Raw genomic sequence first — 19,166 nt, 5'->3', positions numbered from 1 at the left:
TCAACTTAAACTATATATGCAGATCAAAGTAGCTATTACAGATGATCATCTATTAGTGATCAATGGCATAAAGACCATGCTGGCTCCTTATGAACACATCAGCATTGTTTATGACACTACAGACCCCACCGGACTTTTACCAGCGCTGGCAGCAACGCCGGCCGATGTATTGCTGCTGGACATACAGATGCCATCTATCGACGGGATGGAACTGTGCAAGCAGGTGCACAAACAACATCCGGAGCTGAAAGTGATCGCTATCAGCAGCTTTATGGATACCCGGTATATTAAACAGATGTTGCGCAACGGTGCAGCCGGTTACCTGCTGAAGAATACCGACCCCACTACGCTGGTAAGCGCCATAGAAAAGGTGTATGAAGGTGAACAGTTCCTGGATGAAGCCCTGAAGCAGGACCTGCTGAATGAAGCCCTAACCGGTAACAAAAGAAGCGTTTATGAAATACCGCTGACCCGGCGGGAGAAAGAGATACTGAAACTCATTGCAGAAGAACACTCCAACCAGGAAATAGCTGATCTTTTATTTATCAGCCTGCGCACGGTAGAAACACACCGCCTGAACCTGACCCAAAAGCTGGCGGTAAAAAATACTGCCGGACTGGTAAAGGAAGCGATCAGAAGAGGATTGCTGGATTAAGTGACGGCAAAAGCACGTGCCAATAATAAGGATAAAGGTAATAATATAAGGATCGTCAACGCATAGGGCAGGCTGGCAAAAGCGGCGGCCCATGCGGCGTTCATGGCTACAAGCGCCAGGATGCCTCCTTTCACGGCCTTGCCTATATTAGGCCCGATCGGGTCTTTCATGGCCCTGATCAGGGGTGCATTGGTCATATAGATGAACAGCAGTAAGAAAGGAGCGGCCTGCAACAGGCGGCCGTTCGCTACCGCCAGTACGGCAATGGTGCCATACACCAGTGCATAACATACGGCGGCTATACGAAGTGTTTTGATATTTCCTCCATATACTTCTCCCCGGCTGATGGCGGTAACTGCAGCAATATATAATACAGGGATCACGGCGATCCAGGTGTAGCGTTGTAATACAGGCTCCATAAGGCTGATGCCGAGCAGCAGGTTCAATCCGCGGCACAGGCCCATATTCACAGGGCCCCAGCTGGCATGTTTACCCCATTTATCATATACCAGTGCGCTGGCCATGATGGAGAGTGCGATGAAACCGGCTACCCTGCCTACGGTAAAGGCGGCCAGTATGCCTACGAGGAAAAGGTAGCTGCCCAGTATCACGGCCTGTGTTTTGGTAATCAAGCCGCTGGGAATAGGCCTTTCCGGCCGTTCCAGCTTGTCGAGCGATGCATCAAATACATCATTGAACACTACGCCGCCTCCATACAGGCCAATGGTAGCCAGGCACAGGCAGGCTACGGGTAACAAATCCAGATAATTCGTATATGCCTTGTGTAAAAAACCGGAAATTGCTATACCCGCCAGTATATCTGCCACTGCGGTCAATAAGTTGGCCGGACGGACCAACCTTAAATAACCTAACGATTTGCTAAGAATATAACTCACCGGATACAGGGGTTTTATCAATAAATCTTGGTACTCCATCCATAAGCAGTCTATGTTAGCGAATAATAATCGCATTCTTGTCTATCCGTGGTTGTTGGCCACCTCTTAGCACAGTACTCCCATTAAATTTTTCACTTTGATCGATCTGCTTCACTGTTTCAAAATCAGCTTCGTTAATTTGCCCGCTTTGTGAAAAAGCTGTTATTGCATTACGGTAAGTTACCAAATGAATGTGATTCGAGTCAATACCACTTTCGTGCATGAGCGCTGCGGTTTTGGGTACAGCGAGGGGATCGCTGATACCCCAGTCGGCGGCAGAATTGATCATAATACGCTCACTACCATATTGTTTAACGATGTCTACCATGCGTTCGTTCCCCATTTTGGTAAAGGGGTAGATTGTGAAGGCAGCCCAGAAACCGCGGTCTAATACTTCCTTTACGGTTTCCTCGTTGTTATGGTCTACGATGACCATGGCGGGGTTCAGGCCATGTTCTATGGCAATGTCCATACTGCGTTGGGTTCCCTGTTTTTTATCCCGGTGAGGGGTATGGATCTGCACGGGCAGGTTGGCTTCTTTGGCCAGCTCCAGCTGTGCGCGGTAGTACTTTTCTTCTGCAGGCGTCTGGTCGTCGAAGCCGATCTCGCCAACACCCACTACGCCCTCTTTATAGATAAAGAGCGGCAATATCTCCATGACAGCTTCGGCCAGTCTTTCGTTATTGGCTTCCTTGGAGTTAAGCCCTATGGTGCAATAGTGCTTGATACCGAACTGGGAGGCGCGGAACCGTTCCCAGCCAATCAGGCTGCTGAAATAGTCGCGAAAGGTGTCTACACCGGTGCGTGGCTGTCCCAGCCAGAAAGCCGGTTCAATAATAGCGGTAATGCCCGCATCGGCCATGGCCTGATAATCGTCTGTGGTACGGGAGGTCATGTGAACATGCGGATCGAAGAAACGCATCCCCCTTATACGATCAAGATAGCCCTGCTGCATAGGTTGAGGCTGCAGGTCTTTTTCTGTTAGTTGCTGACTACAACACATGGGAATTGTTGGTTTTATTAATTGCCCCCTAATTTTTCGGCCACCCGGCTCCAGCTAAGCGCTCCCTTAATGATATCCTGCTCTACGCGGGGCGATTGCTTCAGCAATGCCTTGGCAGGCGGATAAGAGGAGTAATAGCATGCCAGCGCGGCGGCGTCTTTTTCAATGTTCTCTGCCGATTGCCAGATGCGCTGAATGTCAGGCATGGTGGCTTCATTGATAAAACCGGCTACCAGGCGCCATAACATCGGGTTCACTGTGCGGCCGGCGGCCCAGCGTTCGTGGGCATAGTCTATGAGTATTGCGGCCAGGCGGGCGTTGGCCCGTTCATCCAAACCGATGATGCGATGCACCGGTTTTTCTGTAAAGAGCGCCTTCATTACCAGCTGGTTCCATGCTGGTTCTTCCAGGTACCGGGCAGGGTATGGATTCTCTAACATAATGGCTTCCAGTACCGTTCCTATGTTGGACCGGATCCCTTCTGCGGTGCGTAGCTTCCACTCCTGCGGCCAGGGCAGCAGGGGCAGGGCCCCATAAAGAGCCACCAGCTCATTCATCTCAGCGGCATTGAACAGTCCTTCAACGGTCTGCACATACGCCTCCCTGTTATCTGATGGCCATTGTAACAGCCACCAGGTCCTGACCAGCCGGTCTAACGTATAGTGCTGTACGAAAAATCCATGAGCTGCATGCTGCAGGTTGCTGATGATACCGGTGGGTAACGTTAGCAGATCTTTACCGGTAAAACGCGGAATCGCGCTAAAGGTCAAGTTAAATTGCTGTACAGACTTTGTTTCCTGTAGCACATTACTGCGTTGCTTCAACCAATCACGGGACTGGCTGTTACTGTGCTGCTCGATAATGGCATAGAGTAATGCGCTTACACCGTTCCGGTCATAATCATATGGTTGCTCCATTGCGCCTGGTTCTAAACGGGAAAAATAGGCGATCAAAAGGATAAAGATAATAGAATTTGATGAACGGAGGAAAGCTACTTTGCACTATAGTCTCCTTTTTGAAGCTGGGTACCCGCATCCACTTTTATTTTCTCTACGATATACCCACCCAGACCGGCTCCCTGTCGGACACCGTTCTCTATGGCCGAACGGTAATGGATACCACCATATAAACGGCTGATGGCGGCTTCTTCCGCTGCCTGGCGGAAGGAGGTGAAGCTGCGTTTGCCCGCCCCATATTCCACTTCGGTTGTATCTGTAAAGGCAAAATTGTCCCCGTATAAACGGGTAAGGGAAACGGCGGCGGCGCTGGAGATAACGCTATGCCCGCTGGTATACTCAGGGAAGGGCGGTGTTTGCAGCAGCGGTTCCCATGTAGGGTCTATCAGGTCATTGATCACCGTTTGCGGTCGAATCACCCTGCTGCGGTATTTCTCATCCCAGCAGGAGATAAAACCATCCAGCAGGGTAACGGCGGTGAAGGCATAAGCCTGGGCGGTTCTTACATAATCTGCCTTTGACTGGCGGCTGGCAATAGCTGCAATCCCCATCCAGTGGCCGCCGGGCGTGATCTTCTTGGTAGCGAACATCGCGTGGCCGGTATGATGCATCACATAGGGGTTACAATCCCAGAAGCTGGCAATGGCCCTTTGTTCAGGGCTCAGCTGCAGGCCGGTATTATATACTTCCATCAGTTCGGTGTAAAAACGGCTGGTGGCGCTTACATCATACTTATTGGCGGCCGGCGGCTGGAACTGGTTACAGGTGTCCATTACCATGGGATGTATACTGTTCCAGTAAGGCTCTATGGCATCCATATAGTCTGGCGGAGTTGGCTGCCAGCTGCCCTTTATCCCGTCTACCGTATAGCGCGGGTATCCCCTGCTTTCGCGGTAATTATCCTTCGCAGCGCGGGCCAGTATGGTGGCGCCGATAGTATCTCCAAAGGCGATGGAGTTGTTGAACACCTCCTCCTCTATGCCGGCGGCATGAAAGCGGTCGTAAAGCTGCTGCTCAAACAGTTTAAGGGAATCGGTAGAAAAGGTCACTTTGCGGGCCACTACCTGGAATGCCCTTGCTCCGGCCAGCAGGAAATTGTACTGCTTGCCGGGATCCGGGGATGGCATAGGCGCAAACCCATGCAGCTGGGCGGTGAGAGAGGGATATTGAGGCTCACCGAAACGCGCTGCCTCGTACATGGCCAGACTGGCGTAGGCATAAATACGGCTGGCTACGGGAGGAGAAAAGATGTCGTACACGATCACATCCGTTAAGCGTTTTACGGAAGCATGCACCACTTCCGGGTCCTGCAGCTTCAGCGGATCCGCCTTGGGCGCGGGCCTGCGGCAGGCGGCCAGGCAGGCCAGACAACACAACAGTATCAATAGTTTTTCTTTCATGGTAAGCTTACGGTTCTTTTTTGTCCCCTGAAATCTGTTACATCCACTTTACTTACGGGCGCGGTAAAGGCCAAGTAACGGCCCGACTGCGACAGGAAGCCCTGCCCGTAAGCACATTCCTGTTTCTGCGTACGACCGTTCGCGTAGTACACTGTTACCCAGGCGTCGTTACGCTGAAGCGGTAAGAGGCTGACCGCCTGCTGCTGGCGGAAGAGCTTTAAAGGCCCCTGGTTCTGGGAGGCTGCCAGCAGTACATGGCCCTGCTGATCTCTTAGCTGTACCAGGGCTTTACCATCGCCGGGTATATAAATGCCGCTCTTCTTGATATCTACCGGCGTAAAGGTTCCTTTGCCATTACCCAGCAATACCAGGCCGTTGAGGGCGTCGTACCTGCCCAGGGCCACGTCTGTACCGAAGTCGTTCCCGTTCACTATTACATCCAGGTTGCCGTCGCCATTTACATCGGCGGCTACCATGCCGTATAAAGGCGCCAGCTGGGCCTGCACCGGGAGCGGAATGCAGCTAAAGCGGCCATTGCCCTTGTTCTCAAAGTAGCAGGAGCGCAGGTTCACAGCTTTTAACTGCAGGGCGTCTTTCAGCTCTTCGGGCTTGAGGACCTCCTGTAGGGTGGCTACGGCAAAATCGTGGTATTTAGGAAAGCGGGCCCGCATCATGATCATCTGTTTAATGAGATCGTCGCGGGTATGGGCGGGGAATTCTCTGCGGCCGCCTGCGCTGTCTTTCAGGAACAGCGCCGGTACTGCGTCATAGCTGCCGTTCTTGTCAAAGTCAGCGGCATAGATAGTTACCGGCTCCTTATCGCTGGCCCTGTACAGGGTATTCAGCCCGGTGTTGCCGGCGATATAGTCCATATCGCCGTCGTTGTCAAAATCGCCGGCTACAAGGCTGCTCCACCAGCCGGTTTCATGCTCCAGCCCCGTTTGGGCGGGTTCCAGTTTGCCTTTCCCGTTATTGTGCAGGAAAACGGGATGCATCCATTCCCCGGCCAGCAGCAGATCTGCCCAGCCGTCGTTATCGTAATCGGTCCAGAGGCCATCGCAAACCAGGCCGATATTTTTGAGGGCAGGAGCTACTTCTGCCGTAACGTCGGTAAACTTTACCGTGCCCTCCTCTGTATCATTACGAAGCACGTAGCTGCTTACAGCAGCGGGGTATTTTCCCGGCTCTACCCTTCCGCCGATGAACAGGTCCAGATCTCCATCGCGATCAAAATCTGCGGCTTTTACGCACGATTTGCTGGAATAGACGGGAGGCAGGGCGCCTTGTGATTCGGCAAAGCTGCCGCGCCCGTTGTTGAGGAAGAGGCGATCGCGGTAACTGAGGCTACCGGCTTTATTCTCACAGCTGCCGCTGGCGATATAAAGGTCCAGGTCGCCATCATTGTCTACATCGAGGAGCAGGCAGCCCATGTCTTCTGATCCTTTATTGTCTGCCAGGCCGGGCAGCAGGTCTTTTTCTACAAAGCCCTCTCCCGGTTCCTGTACCAGGAAAAGACCTTTGTGCTGGGTAGCGCCGCCGATGAAAATATCATCCAGGCCATTGCCATCTACATCGCCTACTGCCAAAGCAGGCCCGTACTGCGACAGCTTATGCGGCAGCAGCTTCTGGTCATTGAAGTCTATGTAGTCGAACTCCGCATGCTTATACGTGACATGGGAGCTGTCTGCTGCATCGGCAAACAAGGGCGCTACTGATGCAGGATGTGGGGCCGGCGCCGCTACTGCGGCCTTATAGTCGGCCGTGAGGAGCTGGTTGGCCCGCACGTTGTGCCACTCCTGTACTTTGCCGTCAGGCCAGGTCACTTTTACCAGGGCAAGGGTACCTGTCTTACCGAGGCCGAAGTGGGCCACATCCTCAACAGAGGACAGGTATCCGCGATAAATGGTGTTCTCATACACCTGCTTATGATGCGCTTTATCTTCTACCTGTACCCAAGCGCCGAGGGCCTGGCGGTTGAAGGCAGGTCCTTTCCATTGCACGCGCAGCCAATTGTTGCCGGCTTGTTTGCTGCTGTTGTTCTCGTATACAAAAGCTTCGTCGTTGATATTGTTCACTACATAGTCAAGATCGCCGTCCCTGTCAAGATCCGCGTAGGCAGCACCATTGGAGAAGGAAGGTAGCTTAATGCCCCATTGAGCAGAGACGTCTGAGAAAGTAAGATCGCCGTTGTTACGGAAGGCATAGTTAGGGATCTTCACGCGCGGGATCTGCTCCAGCATAAATTCAGTAGAAGCATAGGGCGTGGCCTGTGCCCGGAAGGACACGAAATCATGATCTGTAATATCGCGTGGAAACCCGTTGGTAACCACGATATCACGGAAGCCATCGTTGTCAAAGTCTGTTACCATGGGTGTCCAGCTCCAATCTGTTTCGGCGATGCCTGCCAGGAACCCGATATCACTGAACACTACGGCAGGTATACTGTCTTTACCTGGCACGGGCCCGCAGTTCAGCTGCAGCATATTGCGGGGATACTGGTACTGGTAGCCGTATTGATCATTGTTAATGTAGGTGTAGTAGTTGTTGGCATTCATCATCATTTTCTTGCGCAGGTTATTTTCCGGCAGCATATCAAGGCTGATGATATCGGCAAAGCCGTCGTTGTTGATATCATTTACATCTGTGCCCATGGCGGAATAGGCGGTATGTTTGCACCAGGTGGAGGAACGGTCTGTAAAGGTACCGTTGCGGTTATTGATGTACAGGATATCGTTGGTGAGATAATCGTTGGCCACATAAATGTCTTTCCATCCGTCCTGGTTGATATCTGTAATGTTGATGCCCAGCCCATATCCTTCAATGAGGATGCCGGCCTCGCGGGAAACATTCGTGAAGACAGGATGTTTGAGCGATTCGTTCCAGTCGTTCCGGTACAGGCGGTCTGTGTTCTGGCTGCTGCCATCCAGGGTTCGTGGTTTGTATTTGCTGGGATAGTGGGCGGAGTCTATAACGTTGGTCAGCACATAGAGATCAAGGTCTCCATCGTTATCATAATCAAAGAAGGCGCCCATCACGGAATGGCCTGCATCATCCACGCCATATTCTGCCGCCATTTCTTTAAATACAGGCACCCCATCTTTACCGGCTCCCTGGTTTACGAAGAGCATGTTGCGGAGGGAGGCGCTATCATGCTTCATGGAAGCGCACACATAGAGGTCGAGCCGGCCGTCGTTATTGATATCAATAACAGATACGCCGGTGCTCCATTTACCGTTTCCGCTCACGCCTGCAGCTTTGGTCACATCTTTAAAGTGCAGGTTCCCTTCGTTGATATAGAGGCAGTTGGGCACCATGTTGCCGGTAAAATAAATGTCAGGAAGACTGTCATTATTAAAATCGGCAATGGCCACGCCGCCACCGTTGTAGATGTATTCGAAATTAAGGATGTTCAGGCTATCGTTATCCGTAATAACATTATTGAAATGGATGCCGGAATGGTCTGATGGTACTCGCTCGAACAGGGTGGCTGGTCGTTTGCAGGCTGTAAGCAGGTATAGCATTGCCGTGCACCACCCAAAAAATCTGAAAGAAAATTTCATTGTCCCGTGGATTTGTCCTCTAAACTTTCATCTGTGCGGATCTTCCCTGTTGGGTATGGGGGGAAATAAAAGAGAGGCACAAGTGCCTCTCCTTCCGCCATTCTAAAACCTGATCAATAATCAGGATTCTGTTCCAGAGCAGAGACCCCGTTGGTCGCGCTCAAATCAATTTGCCGTTGCGGTATCGGGTAATAATTATTTTTCGGTGCCGTAAATTTTGCCCCTCTCAGAAGGCTCATTATCGTCGATTCGTATGCAATATAAGCATTTAAAGTGGAACTTGCTTCTCCCCAGCGCACTAAATCAAAAAATCTGTGTCCTTCCATAGCCAGTTCAAGCTTTCTTTCCATGTGGACGGCCTTTCTGGCAGTAGCCTGATCAGGGAAAGGAGTGTTATAGGTATCGATCACATAATTGGCAGCCGGAGCACCATTATTCATCACCCAGCTTTCCTGGTTTTTGGCCCTGGCGCGCACCAAATTTACATATTCACGGGCTTTCTCAAGTGATCCTATTTCCACTTCGCATTCTGCTGCCCACAGCAGTACATCTGCATAGCGGATCAGGATAAAATTGATAGCGGTGAGCCCGTTGGTCCAGGAAGAACCATCGGTCAGCACTTTCTCCTGTGATTTGTAGTATACGTTCTTCTTCGGAGAGTAGGGCCCGCCGTTGGCCTGGTCGCGGATCCAGGAAACGCCGGGGTGCAATCCCCAGTCAAGATACGGAAGTCCCCTGCGGCCTACCGTCCAGTCAAGACGGGGATCCAGGCGGCCTGCATCCGGGGTAAAGGGATCAGTGGCTTTCAGGCCTTGATCGCTCTTCACCTGGTTAGCGCCCTGGTTATAGGAGCCATCCAGCAGGGGTAAGCCTGCGGCGGTGGTGCGGTAAGAGTTCACCAGTTCCTGGGTAGGCTGGAAGAAACCGCAGCATCCACCAGGGGCGCCTTTATCAGAATAAGGGAAGTTCAGGATAGAGCCGGGGTTGGCGTTGGTACCGCCGCCACCGTCATTCACAGATGCCTGTACAGCGAATACGGATTCCTTGCCGTTCTTGGTCTCTGCGTTGTAGTTGTCCTGGAAGCGCACTTCCAATCCGAATTTTACTCCTTTGGGATTGGTGCCACTGGCGATAATAGCTTCCAGCAAGGGTTTGGCCTGTGCATATTTTTTTTCAAACATGTAGGTTTTGGCCAGGAATGCGGCGGCGACCCATTTATTGGCGCGGCCTATCTGAGACATGATGGCGGGCAGGGTATCATAGGCTGCCTTAAAATCGGCTTCGATCTTTGGCCATGCATCTTCTGTATTGGCCACTTTATAGTTACCGGCCACATAATTAATAGTTTCATCCACATAGGGAATCTTGTCCCATATTTTCTTCGCTTCCAGGTGATAGAAACCGCGCAGGAAGCGGGCCTGTGCCCTGAGGAGCGGACGGTCTTCGTCTTTCACATCAGCCAGGGCCAGTGCTTTCAATACGTTATTGCTACGTGCTACGCCGTCATATGTAGCTTTCCATTTTACGTTATAGTAATCGTTGGTAGGCTGTGATTCATACCGCTCTATCGGGTTCACATCTGCCTGGTCACCGGCATTGGAGCCTTTATGGGCATCACCGCCGCCAATGCTGCCATATACCCAGTTGGTAGTGGAGGCCTGCCAGTTAAAATCATTGTAGTTACCATCCAGTATGGCATAGGCGCCTATCAGCAGTTCTTCTACGCCCTTCTGGGTGCGTACATCCGCATCACCCAGCTGGCCTATCGGGTCACGGGTAAGGAAAGATTTGTTACATGCGTACAACACCACTGCTGATACTGCTACCATCGACAACAACCCTATGATCGCTTTATTTGATTTCATCAGTGTAATTTTTAATTTATGTTAGAAAGAAGCACTAACCCCCAGGATGAACTGCCTTGTAAGCGGATAGTTACCATAGTCCACACCAAAGTTGGTATCTACCCCGCTCACTCCCGGGTCAAGCCCTTTGTATTTGGTAATGGTAAAGAGGTTAGTGGTCTGTACATACACTTTCAGTTTTTCTATACCAATGTTCTTAGTGGTATAGGCAGGCAGCGTATAGCTCAGCTGTACGTTCCTGGCCCGGATATATGAGCCGCTTTCCATGTAGTAGGAATTGGGCTGCGTGTTAGTGCTGAAGTTAGACACGTCTTCGAAGATGGGTATGGTAGCGCCTTTGTTCTGCGGCGTCCAGGAATTCTTCACATCAGCACTGATAGCCTGACCCGGGAAAGAGGGGAAGAAATCAGTGAACCAACGGGTATAGTTGATCACTTTAGCTCCCTGTACGGTATAGAGGAAGATGTTAAAGTCAAAGCCTTTGTAACCGATGGTAAGATCCAGGCCGGAAGTAAGGCGCGGGTTGGGATCTCCGAAGAACACGCGGTCGTCAGGGCTGATTTTCTTATCACCATTCGCATCTTCATATTTGAAGCGGCCGGGAGCTGCTCCATCCTGGGTAGGACTGTTCTTTACATCGTTATCATCTGCGAAGAGGCCGATCACCTTGTAGCCGTAGAAGGCGGAAATGGGGTGCCCTACTGCGTTACGGGTGAAGGTACCTATACGGGAGGAACCGAAGCTGTTACCATCAAAGTAATCTACACCTTCTGACAGCTTGGTGATCTCGTTCTTGTAAGTAGTTAAGGTAAGATTGGCTTCATAACGCCAGTTCTTTCCAATGTTACCGCGTTTGATGATCTGCAGGTCAATACCGCGGTTCAGCATACTGGCAACGTTGATGAAAGGATAGGTTACCTGGCCGATGGTACCGGGCAATTCAGGATTGAACAACAGGTTATTGGTACGTTTGTTATACCAGTCAAATATGATGTCCATTGAATTGTTGAACAGTGTTGCGTCCAGGCCTACGTTGGTGGTTACGTTGGTTTCCCACTGTCCGCTGGGGTTACCGATCCTGGATTGGGCAATACCTTCAAAAGTAGAAGTGCTGGAACCGTCTATAGCGTAGGCAGTGAACCTGGCGCTGGCGGCATACAGGTTGTACTGGTTATTCAGGTCTATACGCTGGTTACCCATCCTACCCCAGCCACCACGTAGTTTCAGTTCGTTGATCCAGGAAACATTCTTCAGGAAATCTTCCTGGCTGATACGCCAGCCGCCGGAAATAGCGGGGAATGTACCATACCTGTTATTGATACCAAAGTTGGAAGAACCGTCCCTTCTCAGCACAAGGCTTATCAGGTATTTATCCATTAATGTATAGTCTACTTTACCGAAGATGGAGAAGATATCGTTACCGGGGCTGCCGTCACTGTCTACCGTACGACCGGAAGACTGTGTAGTGGTGAGCGTGCGGTAGTTCACCCCATTGGTAAAGGGGTTAAGACCTGTACCTGCAATGGTACGGCCGGCGCCATCACGGATGGCCTCAATACCTATCAGCGCCTTGATATCATGGATACCGAAGGTGTGCTGGTAACGGGCGGTATTGGTCCAGGTCCAGCTGTGCCCAAAGCCTGCATTCTCATACAGCTGATCATTACCTATGTTCTCAGAGTTCTCGTAGGTGCGGGAGTTGATCCCATTCGCATAGAAGCTAAACAGGCCGCCACCGAAGCTGCTGCGGAAGGTGAGGTCTTTTAACACATCTACTTCGGCGTATACGTTACCGAACAAGCCGAAAGCATGTCCTTTGTTATCTTTTGCGCGGATCTGATTGGCTACGGGATTGCTGGGGTTGTTGAGCCCTTTTGCAGCAGTGCCGCCCCATCCGCCGTTTATATCATATACGGGGATGATGGGATTCATACGGTAAGCCAGGGAGATGGCATTACCTTCATTCAGGTTGGTCAGCTGCGGGTTATCGCGGTAGGCCATCTGGATGTTCTCTCCTATACGTACCCGGTTATGTACGGTAAACTCAGAATTCACGCGGATGGTATAACGTCTGAGGTAAGTGCTGAGCACAACGCCTTCCTGGTTATAATAGCCGAAACCTACATAGAAGCGTGAATTATCGCTGCCGCCGGATAAGCCTACAGAGTGCTGCTGTATGGGGGCGGTACGCGTAATTTCCTTATACCAATCTGTACCCGCTTTATTGGCCCTTACTATCTGGTAGATGGGGCCTTTGTTAAAGTCTACATTATACTTGCTGGGGTCAATGGCGGGGTTACCTTCAAACACGCCGCTCTGGTCTCCTGCCAGAATATAATCAGGCAGTACGGCATTTACGCCGGTACCATATTGCGGGTGAGTGGGGTTACCGTTGGCTTCCACTTTACCGGCATTGCGTAATGCGGTCCAGGTCCAGTCGGCTGTTTCCTGGGGGGTTAGCATTTTAAAGCCTTTACCGGGGTTTTGCCAACCGTAGGAACCATCATAGGTAACCTGCAGTTTGCCGCGGTTACCGCGTTTGGTAGTGATCACGATCACACCTGCAGAAGCGCGGGCGCCGTATATAGAAGCCGAGCCGGCGTCTTTGAGCACGGTGGTGGTCTCTATATCGAAGCTGTTGATGTTTTCAATACTGAAGGTGGGTACACCGTCTACGATATAGAGCGGCTCGTTACCTGCAAAGGATGCAAAGCCCCTGATGCGCACCAGGCTGGTAGTGCCGGGCTGACCGGAGCTTAATACCGTAAGACCGGCCACGCGGCCCTGCAGCTGCTGTTCAGCGTTACCTGCAGGTACTGCTACCAGCTCTTTAGCTTTTACAGTAGAAACAGCGCCTACTATTTCTTTCCGCTGTTGGGTGGTATAACCGGTTACCACCAGTTCGTTCAGTGAGCTGGCGGAAGATTCCAGCTTAATGTCCAGTGTGGAAGATGACCCCACGGTTACTTCCAGGGGTTTAAAGCCAACAAAGGATACTACCAGGGTGGCATTCTGCGGCACTGACAATGAAAAAGCACCGTTCACATCTGTTACGGTGCCGGTGCTGGATCCCTTTACCTGTACGGTTGCACCTAATACAGGTTCACTATTTTCTGATGAAGTAACTTTACCGGTGATCTTTTTAGTTTGGGCAAAGGTGCTGTTGCAGCAGAAGAGTATGAGCAAACAACAGCACCCCGCCACGAGATTGTGGTAGATTTTTTTCATAACGTGGCTTTATAAAGGCTTTAAGTGTGTGTAATTATATTAGTAAGGTTTTTGAGTGTTACAATTCAATAGCACACAATACTGACATGACGACGCGATGGGATTCTATTTCTTCCAGGCTTTAGATTTTGGCTCTTCAGATTTTGGTTGTTACAGGTTGTTCTATAACCGTCTATCGTTCTATTCTAATCTCCAACCAATTTATAACTTTATTTTAACAATTGCAAGTGTTTATTTCACATTTTTTGAAAAAACTTCGTTGAGGACTAACAATATATGCGCATATTAGCAAATTCATGCCAATACTTTATAATTTGTGTTTAAATTTTATATTATAGATGAAATCATTCATGAAAATATTCAATATCTTTTTTTGTCTGGTGTTTATCCTCTTTGCCGGCCTGCAGTATAATGACCCCGACCCTTATATCTGGATGCCCATCTACCTGTACGCCGCGGTATTATGCTTCCTGGCGGCACGCAAAGATTTTTACCGGGGCGCTTACCTGGTAGGCATACTGGTTTACCTTGTTTACGCCACTTATCTTTTCTTTGATAAGTATGGTGTGATGGACTGGGCAACCAACCATCACGCGGAAAACATCGCACAAACCATGAAAGCCGGCAAGCCCTGGATAGAGGAAACCCGGGAATTCTTTGGCCTGTTCATTCTCATCATTGTGCTGCTGGTGGATTATACGTATGCCAGCCAGCGTATAGAGAAGAAAACGCGGAAAAAGATGATGAAAATAAAGACCCGGTAAAACACTTACCGCAGCATTATGATACTATTTTAACGAAATGCTCCGGAGCAAGGATACTGCAAGGATAGAGCAAGGAGAAAGCAAGGATACTGCAAGGAGAAAACTGCTTAAATAGTATTATCCTATTGTTCAATAATACCTTCCAATGAGTTTATGCTCTACGATGGCCTTGCGTAATTCCATCATATCCACGGCGCCCTGCTTGCGATAGATCACTTTACCACCTGGTTCTACCAATAAGGTGTAGGGCAAGGCGCCCTGCCACTGCGGATCTATGGCATCGATCAGCTGGTACTTATCGCCGCCGCTATAGATATAATTCTTATTGGATGCCTCCATCTTTTTCAGCATAGACAAGGCTTTGGCCATTTTATCCATATTATCGGTCGTGATAGTGATAAACTCAAAGTCCCTTTCACGGTACATGCGATCGGTATTTACAAAATCCGGCAGTTCCTGTATGCAGGGGCCGCACCAGGTGGCCCATACATTGATCAGGCGCAGCTTATCGCCATTGTTGCTCACCAGTTCCTTTACGCCCTGCGCGTTCAGCGAGTCGAGGGTAACCGGGCGCTTGGCCCATTCTTCGTGGATCTTTTTATTCAGCTCATCTTTCCAGGCCCATTTAATGGAACAGCCGAAAGTTTTCTGCACCGGATGCGGTACTTCCGCTCCTTTTAACACGGCGTCTATCGCCTCGCGGATATCTTCTGCATGACCGGTGCCCGGTTTTTCTTTGCTGTCCAGGCGGCCGGTGTAACGCAGCTTGCGGGCGGCGTCGAATACGAATGCATGCGGCGTGGCCACCGGTCCGTAGGCAAGGGCTACTTTCTGGTCGTCGCCATCATATAAATAGGGAAAATTAAAAGCATGTTCCTTGGCGCGGAGCTTCATTTCGTCGTAGCTATCGCTCATCTCGGTGTAGCCCAGCTCTCCCAGGTTCACTGCTTTGGGGCTGTTAGGCGAGATCACGACCACTGCTACCTGCTGCTGCGCATAATCCTTCGCCAGCTGTTTGATACGATCCTCATAGGCCTGCGCGGTGGGGCAGTGATTACAGCTGAAGATAACAGCCAGCACTTTGGCTTTGCTGAAGCTGCCCAGGGTATAGGTCTGTCCGTCTGTACCCTTCAGGGAGAAAGCAGGTGCTGCTGCGCCTATGGATAATGTTACCGGCTCCGGATGGCTGCTTTGCGCCACGGCGGGTAATACAAACAGCAATGCCAGCAGGTAAAGGACGTGTTTTTTCATAACCGGAAATGATATTGAAAGAAGAAGATAGGAAAAGATTTCGGGATTTGGAAGGGGCTGAAATAATGAGGCCGTCTGCCAGCTGGCAGACGGCCTCTATTTATTTAAATAGCATGTATTATATATGTCATCTTGACAACAGCTGCCAGTAACCTATTCCCAGCGGTGATTGCTCTGCAGGATCAGCGGCTTTGATATGGAAGTAAAGGGTATGATTCTTTCCATCCGTCAGCGGCGTGAAGCTGATCAAAGCAGTGTTGGGTGTTCCGGGCTTAGCACCGGGCCCGATGGTTACCTCGCCCAGCTTGGTACCTTGCAGGTTATCCAGGAAAACCTCTACCACGTAACCGTACTGGGGCGTTTTCTGCAGGAAGTAAATGGCTTCAATGCCCCTTACATCCGTCAGGTCAAGATCTTTATAAGCGGCCCATCCCTGCGTATTAGCAGCTGGTATCAGCAACTTGGTACCATTCAGATCAAAGGTGGAAACACCATCTGCTTTGTCGTACTCGCCTGCAGCCAGTTTGGAGTTGTACAGCTCAACGCCTGCAGTACCGGTAATAGGTTTGATACCGGCGCCACCTTTATCTGTATAGCTGGCCAGCAGGTAGAACACGCCTTTATCCTTCAGCGGGTTCCCTACTGTAGGATCAATAGAGCCTGTGAGCGGTAATGATGCAGGCTTCCTGGCATCAGCAGACTGCGACATGATATACTCTACTATCTGGTGTGCCTCGCCACTGGTAATGGTGGGGTGTGCAGACATGGCTGTTTCGCCCCATACACCGCCGCCGCCTTTTATGATCTTGTTAGCCAGGTAATCAGGCGCAGCAGGATCGCTCTTATATTTCTCTGCTACTTCCTTAAAGGAAGGGCCGATGGATTTCTCGTCGAGCTTGTGGCAGGTTTTACAATCGCTTGACTCCATGATGTTCTTACCGGCAATAGCTCCGGAGATAATCTGGTGGCCCTGCGGCATGGCAGCCTTGTCTCTTCCTTCCACGTATTCCGCTTTTACAAAAACATTGGCGGGATCCAGCTTACCGCTTGCGCTGCTACCATCTTCCTTATCGTCTATCGTTACGGTATAGAGCACCTGTTTGCCGGGGAAGTAGAACATCTTGTTACCGGTGATGTTTATTTTCACATCGGGTGTTTCATTACCGGCGTACAGCGTAGTGGTATAGCTGCGGGTGTGAGCGCCTTTATCGTCAGACACTTCTACTGCTACCGGGTATTCACCGGCCTGGGTATAAGTGTACTCCACTTCCGGTTCGGTGGTTTCTTTCTTGCTGCCGTTACCGAAGAACCAGAGATAGGTGAGCTTATCGCCATCCGGGTCAACGGAATTCTTTGCGCTCAGCTTTACTTTAAAGGGCAGTCCGCCAGTCAGCTTACTGGCGTTCAGCACCACTTTAGGCGCACGGTTACCACCGTTATAATCTATACGGGCCAGGGCAGCGTCGGGGTTCTTGCTGAACCAGCCGTTGCCGTACTCCAGTATGTATAAACGGCCGTCGGGGCCCATTTCCATATCGATGGGCGCATTCAGCTTGGTATGCTCCATAAAGGGCTCCATCTTGGAATAGCTGCCATCAGCGTTCATGGTTACGGCTTTGATCCAGCCGCGTACCCAATCGTATATTAACAGCTTGCCATCGTAGTAATCAGGAAAGCGTGTTTCTTTGGGATAAAGCTCGCTGTAGTAAACAGGACCTGCCATGGCGTTACGGCCACCGCTACCCACCTGCGGGAAGTCGGGCGACTTGGCATACGGATACCAGATAAATGCAGGCTGCGCAGGCGGCAGGTTCTTAATACCCGTGTTATTACGGGAATTATTCACCGGTTTGGCCGGGTCAAATGCAGGGCCGCTTTCACCGGTTTCGTAGTTGAACGGATGGTATGCATAGTTATTGCCTACAAAGAAAGGATAACCGAAGTTACCTGCCTTCTGGGCCTGGTTAACTTCATCATATCCGCGGGGGCCGCGGTTAGGATCATCGTTATTGGCATCAGGCCCTACTTCTCCCCAATAGAGGAAGTTGGTCTTTTTATCTACCGAGATACGGTAAGGGTTACGGGTACCCATTACATAGATCTCCGGGCGGGTGTTGGGCGTACCGGGTTTGAACAGGTTGCCTTCCGGAATGCCGTAGCTGCCGTCTGCATTCACCTTCAAACGCAGGATCTTACCGCGCAGGTCATTGGAATTACCTGAGGTGCGGCGATCGTCGTACTGCGTGTGGCCGGGACGGTCATCCAGGGGCGCATAGCCTTTGCTCACATATTTTTGTCCGGGCTCGTCGAAGGGTGTGCTGTTATCACCGGTAGAGAGGTACAGCAGGCCATCGCCGCCAAAGGTCAGCGAGCCGCCGGTGTGGCAGCAGATCTGACGTTGAGAGTACAGTTGTAATATCACCTTTTCAGAAGTAGTGTCTATCTGGTTGTTCTCGAATTTAAAACGGGACAACCTGTTCACAGACGTATCAGCGGGTGAATAGTACATGTACACGTAGTGATTGTTCTTGAAGTCGGGATCGGCGGTAATGCCCAGCAGGCCCTCTTCTGCGTTTACATGGGGCACATCCGTTTTATAGTATACATTCAGCTTACCTACCTGTGTAAGCTTACGGGTTGCCTGGTTCCAGAACAGGATCTCACCGCGGCGCTGTACTACCAGGATGTTCAGATCAGGCAGTACGGCCATTTCTGTAGGCTCGAAGAACTCGCCGGATACCAGTACATTCTTGGTAAAGCGGTCTTCTTCGGGTACCCGTTTGGTAGTAGCTTTTGCATAGTCCATGATCTGGTTCTTGCCTATTGCGTAGCGGATACCGCCCAGGATGTGCTTCAGGTAATTGGCCTCCTTATAGCTTTCTTCGGTATGGCCCAGTTCTGTATAGAAGGCCCGGCCGCCATCGTATTCATGGTACCAGCTGATCGGGTGATCAGCGCCCATGGTGCCGCCCTGGTAAGTCTTTTCATCCAACGTAATCAGCACATGCGTGCTCTTGTTCACGTTTTTGAAATTGTACCATTCGTCTGTATGTTCCCATTTATCGGGCAGCTCTTTGGTAGCGGCGAATGTTTTATCCTTTACGGAGAGCATGGCTTTATGCACGCCGGGAGGATGATTATCAAAGTAGGCGCCTACCAGCTTGCCATACCATCCCCAGTCATATTCCGTGTCTGTAGCGGCATGTATACCTACAAAGCCGCCGCCTGCCTGGATGTACCTTTCAAAATCAGCTTCCTGGTAATTATTCAGTACATCGCCGGTGGTGTTCAGGAATATTACTGCGGCGTATTGCTGCAGGGAATCTTCGGTGAAGCGGGCTGCATTTTCCGTAGTATCTACATCAAAGCCGTTTTCCTGGCCTAAGAGCTGGATGGCTTTGATGCCGGCAGGGATAGAGGCGTGGCGGAAACCCGCTGTTTTTGTAAAAACCAGTACTTTGGGTTTACCGGGGCGGGTTTTGCCGCAACCGCTCATGAGGGCGCCCAGGCCCAGCATGGCGGTAATAATAAGTATATATCTCATTTTTC

11 protein-coding genes are annotated in these 19,166 nt (G+C 50.7%); 2 read left to right on the top strand and 9 right to left on the bottom strand.

The window, feature by feature from the left end:
- The first annotated feature begins 16 nt into the window (after positions 1-16).
- On the top strand, positions 17-655 hold the full coding sequence (locus tag ACR9Y8_RS20990) for a response regulator (RefSeq protein WP_481215211.1): 639 nt from the start codon (positions 17-19) through the stop codon (positions 653-655).
- On the opposite strand, the gene eboC is transcribed toward ACR9Y8_RS20990, so the two are convergent.
- The 7 genes from eboC to ACR9Y8_RS20955 all read right to left on the bottom strand — a co-directional run bounded on the left by eboC (position 652) and on the right by ACR9Y8_RS20955 (position 13,602).
- Complete coding sequence (gene eboC, locus ACR9Y8_RS20985) at positions 652-1,590, bottom strand: UbiA-like protein EboC (RefSeq protein ID WP_481215210.1); 939 nt, start codon at positions 1,588-1,590, stop codon at positions 652-654. The genes ACR9Y8_RS20990 and eboC overlap by 4 nt on opposite strands.
- A 16-nt stretch (positions 1,591-1,606) precedes the next feature.
- Positions 1,607-2,593 carry a TatD family hydrolase gene (locus tag ACR9Y8_RS20980; RefSeq protein WP_481215209.1) on the bottom strand — a complete coding sequence of 329 codons (987 nt, stop codon included), beginning with the start codon at positions 2,591-2,593 and terminating at the stop codon, positions 1,607-1,609.
- Between the two features lie 17 nt (positions 2,594-2,610).
- On the bottom strand, positions 2,611-3,510 hold the full coding sequence (locus ACR9Y8_RS20975; RefSeq protein WP_481215208.1) for an EboA domain-containing protein: 900 nt from the start codon (positions 3,508-3,510) through the stop codon (positions 2,611-2,613).
- Between the two features lie 74 nt (positions 3,511-3,584).
- The gene (locus ACR9Y8_RS20970) at positions 3,585-4,949 is read right to left on the bottom strand and encodes a vanadium-dependent haloperoxidase (RefSeq protein WP_481215207.1); all 1,365 of its coding nucleotides are present in this window, start codon (positions 4,947-4,949) and stop codon (positions 3,585-3,587) included.
- Positions 4,946-8,509, bottom strand: a complete 3,564-nt coding sequence (locus ACR9Y8_RS20965; protein WP_481215206.1) for a VCBS repeat-containing protein — start codon at positions 8,507-8,509, stop codon at positions 4,946-4,948. The genes ACR9Y8_RS20970 and ACR9Y8_RS20965 overlap by 4 nt, the downstream gene beginning before the upstream one ends.
- Before the next feature lie 113 nt (positions 8,510-8,622).
- Complete coding sequence (locus ACR9Y8_RS20960) at positions 8,623-10,374, bottom strand: RagB/SusD family nutrient uptake outer membrane protein (protein ID WP_481215205.1); 1,752 nt, start codon at positions 10,372-10,374, stop codon at positions 8,623-8,625.
- Between the two features lie 21 nt (positions 10,375-10,395).
- Positions 10,396-13,602, bottom strand: coding sequence for a SusC/RagA family TonB-linked outer membrane protein (locus ACR9Y8_RS20955; protein WP_481215204.1), 3,207 nt, complete (start codon positions 13,600-13,602; stop codon positions 10,396-10,398).
- Positions 13,603-13,940: 338 nt separating this feature from the next.
- Between ACR9Y8_RS20955 and ACR9Y8_RS20950 the strand changes: the two genes are divergently transcribed.
- On the top strand, positions 13,941-14,366 hold the full coding sequence (locus tag ACR9Y8_RS20950) for a transmembrane 220 family protein (protein ID WP_481215203.1): 426 nt from the start codon (positions 13,941-13,943) through the stop codon (positions 14,364-14,366).
- A 129-nt stretch (positions 14,367-14,495) separates the two neighbouring features.
- Here ACR9Y8_RS20950 and ACR9Y8_RS20945 read toward each other — a convergent pair whose 3' ends face one another.
- Together ACR9Y8_RS20945 and ACR9Y8_RS20940 are read right to left on the bottom strand one after the other, a co-directional pair.
- A complete protein-coding gene (locus tag ACR9Y8_RS20945; RefSeq protein ID WP_481215202.1) occupies positions 14,496-15,617 on the bottom strand; it encodes a redoxin family protein in 1,122 nt (373 codons plus the stop codon).
- Positions 15,618-15,744: 127 nt separating this feature from the next.
- Entirely contained in the window at positions 15,745-19,161 is a 3,417-nt protein-coding gene (locus ACR9Y8_RS20940) for a ThuA domain-containing protein (RefSeq protein ID WP_481215201.1), read from the bottom strand.
- Between the last annotated feature and the right edge of the window lie 5 nt (positions 19,162-19,166).

This window comes from Chitinophaga sp. SVR4-12A (assembly GCF_056754765.1).
The sequence above is the reverse complement of the archived record's forward strand: the minus strand, read 5'-3'. Positions and strand labels throughout refer to the sequence as shown.

What these genes read in the sequence shown, in the direction of transcription:
- ACR9Y8_RS20990 (WP_481215211.1), top strand. Translation starts at nt 17, where the DNA reads ATGCAGATCAAAGTAGCTATTACAGATGATCATCTATTAGTGATCAAT.
- eboC (WP_481215210.1), bottom strand. Translation starts at nt 1,590, where the DNA reads ATGGAGTACCAAGATTTATTGATAAAACCCCTGTATCCGGTGAGTTAT.
- ACR9Y8_RS20980 (WP_481215209.1), bottom strand. Translation starts at nt 2,593, where the DNA reads ATGTGTTGTAGTCAGCAACTAACAGAAAAAGACCTGCAGCCTCAACCT.
- ACR9Y8_RS20975 (WP_481215208.1), bottom strand. Translation starts at nt 3,510, where the DNA reads ATGGAGCAACCATATGATTATGACCGGAACGGTGTAAGCGCATTACTC.
- ACR9Y8_RS20970 (WP_481215207.1), bottom strand. Translation starts at nt 4,949, where the DNA reads ATGAAAGAAAAACTATTGATACTGTTGTGTTGTCTGGCCTGCCTGGCC.
- ACR9Y8_RS20965 (WP_481215206.1), bottom strand. Translation starts at nt 8,509, where the DNA reads ATGAAATTTTCTTTCAGATTTTTTGGGTGGTGCACGGCAATGCTATAC.
- ACR9Y8_RS20960 (WP_481215205.1), bottom strand. Translation starts at nt 10,374, where the DNA reads ATGAAATCAAATAAAGCGATCATAGGGTTGTTGTCGATGGTAGCAGTA.
- ACR9Y8_RS20955 (WP_481215204.1), bottom strand. Translation starts at nt 13,602, where the DNA reads ATGAAAAAAATCTACCACAATCTCGTGGCGGGGTGCTGTTGTTTGCTC.
- ACR9Y8_RS20950 (WP_481215203.1), top strand. Translation starts at nt 13,941, where the DNA reads ATGAAATCATTCATGAAAATATTCAATATCTTTTTTTGTCTGGTGTTT.
- ACR9Y8_RS20945 (WP_481215202.1), bottom strand. Translation starts at nt 15,617, where the DNA reads ATGAAAAAACACGTCCTTTACCTGCTGGCATTGCTGTTTGTATTACCC.
- ACR9Y8_RS20940 (WP_481215201.1), bottom strand. Translation starts at nt 19,161, where the DNA reads ATGAGATATATACTTATTATTACCGCCATGCTGGGCCTGGGCGCCCTC.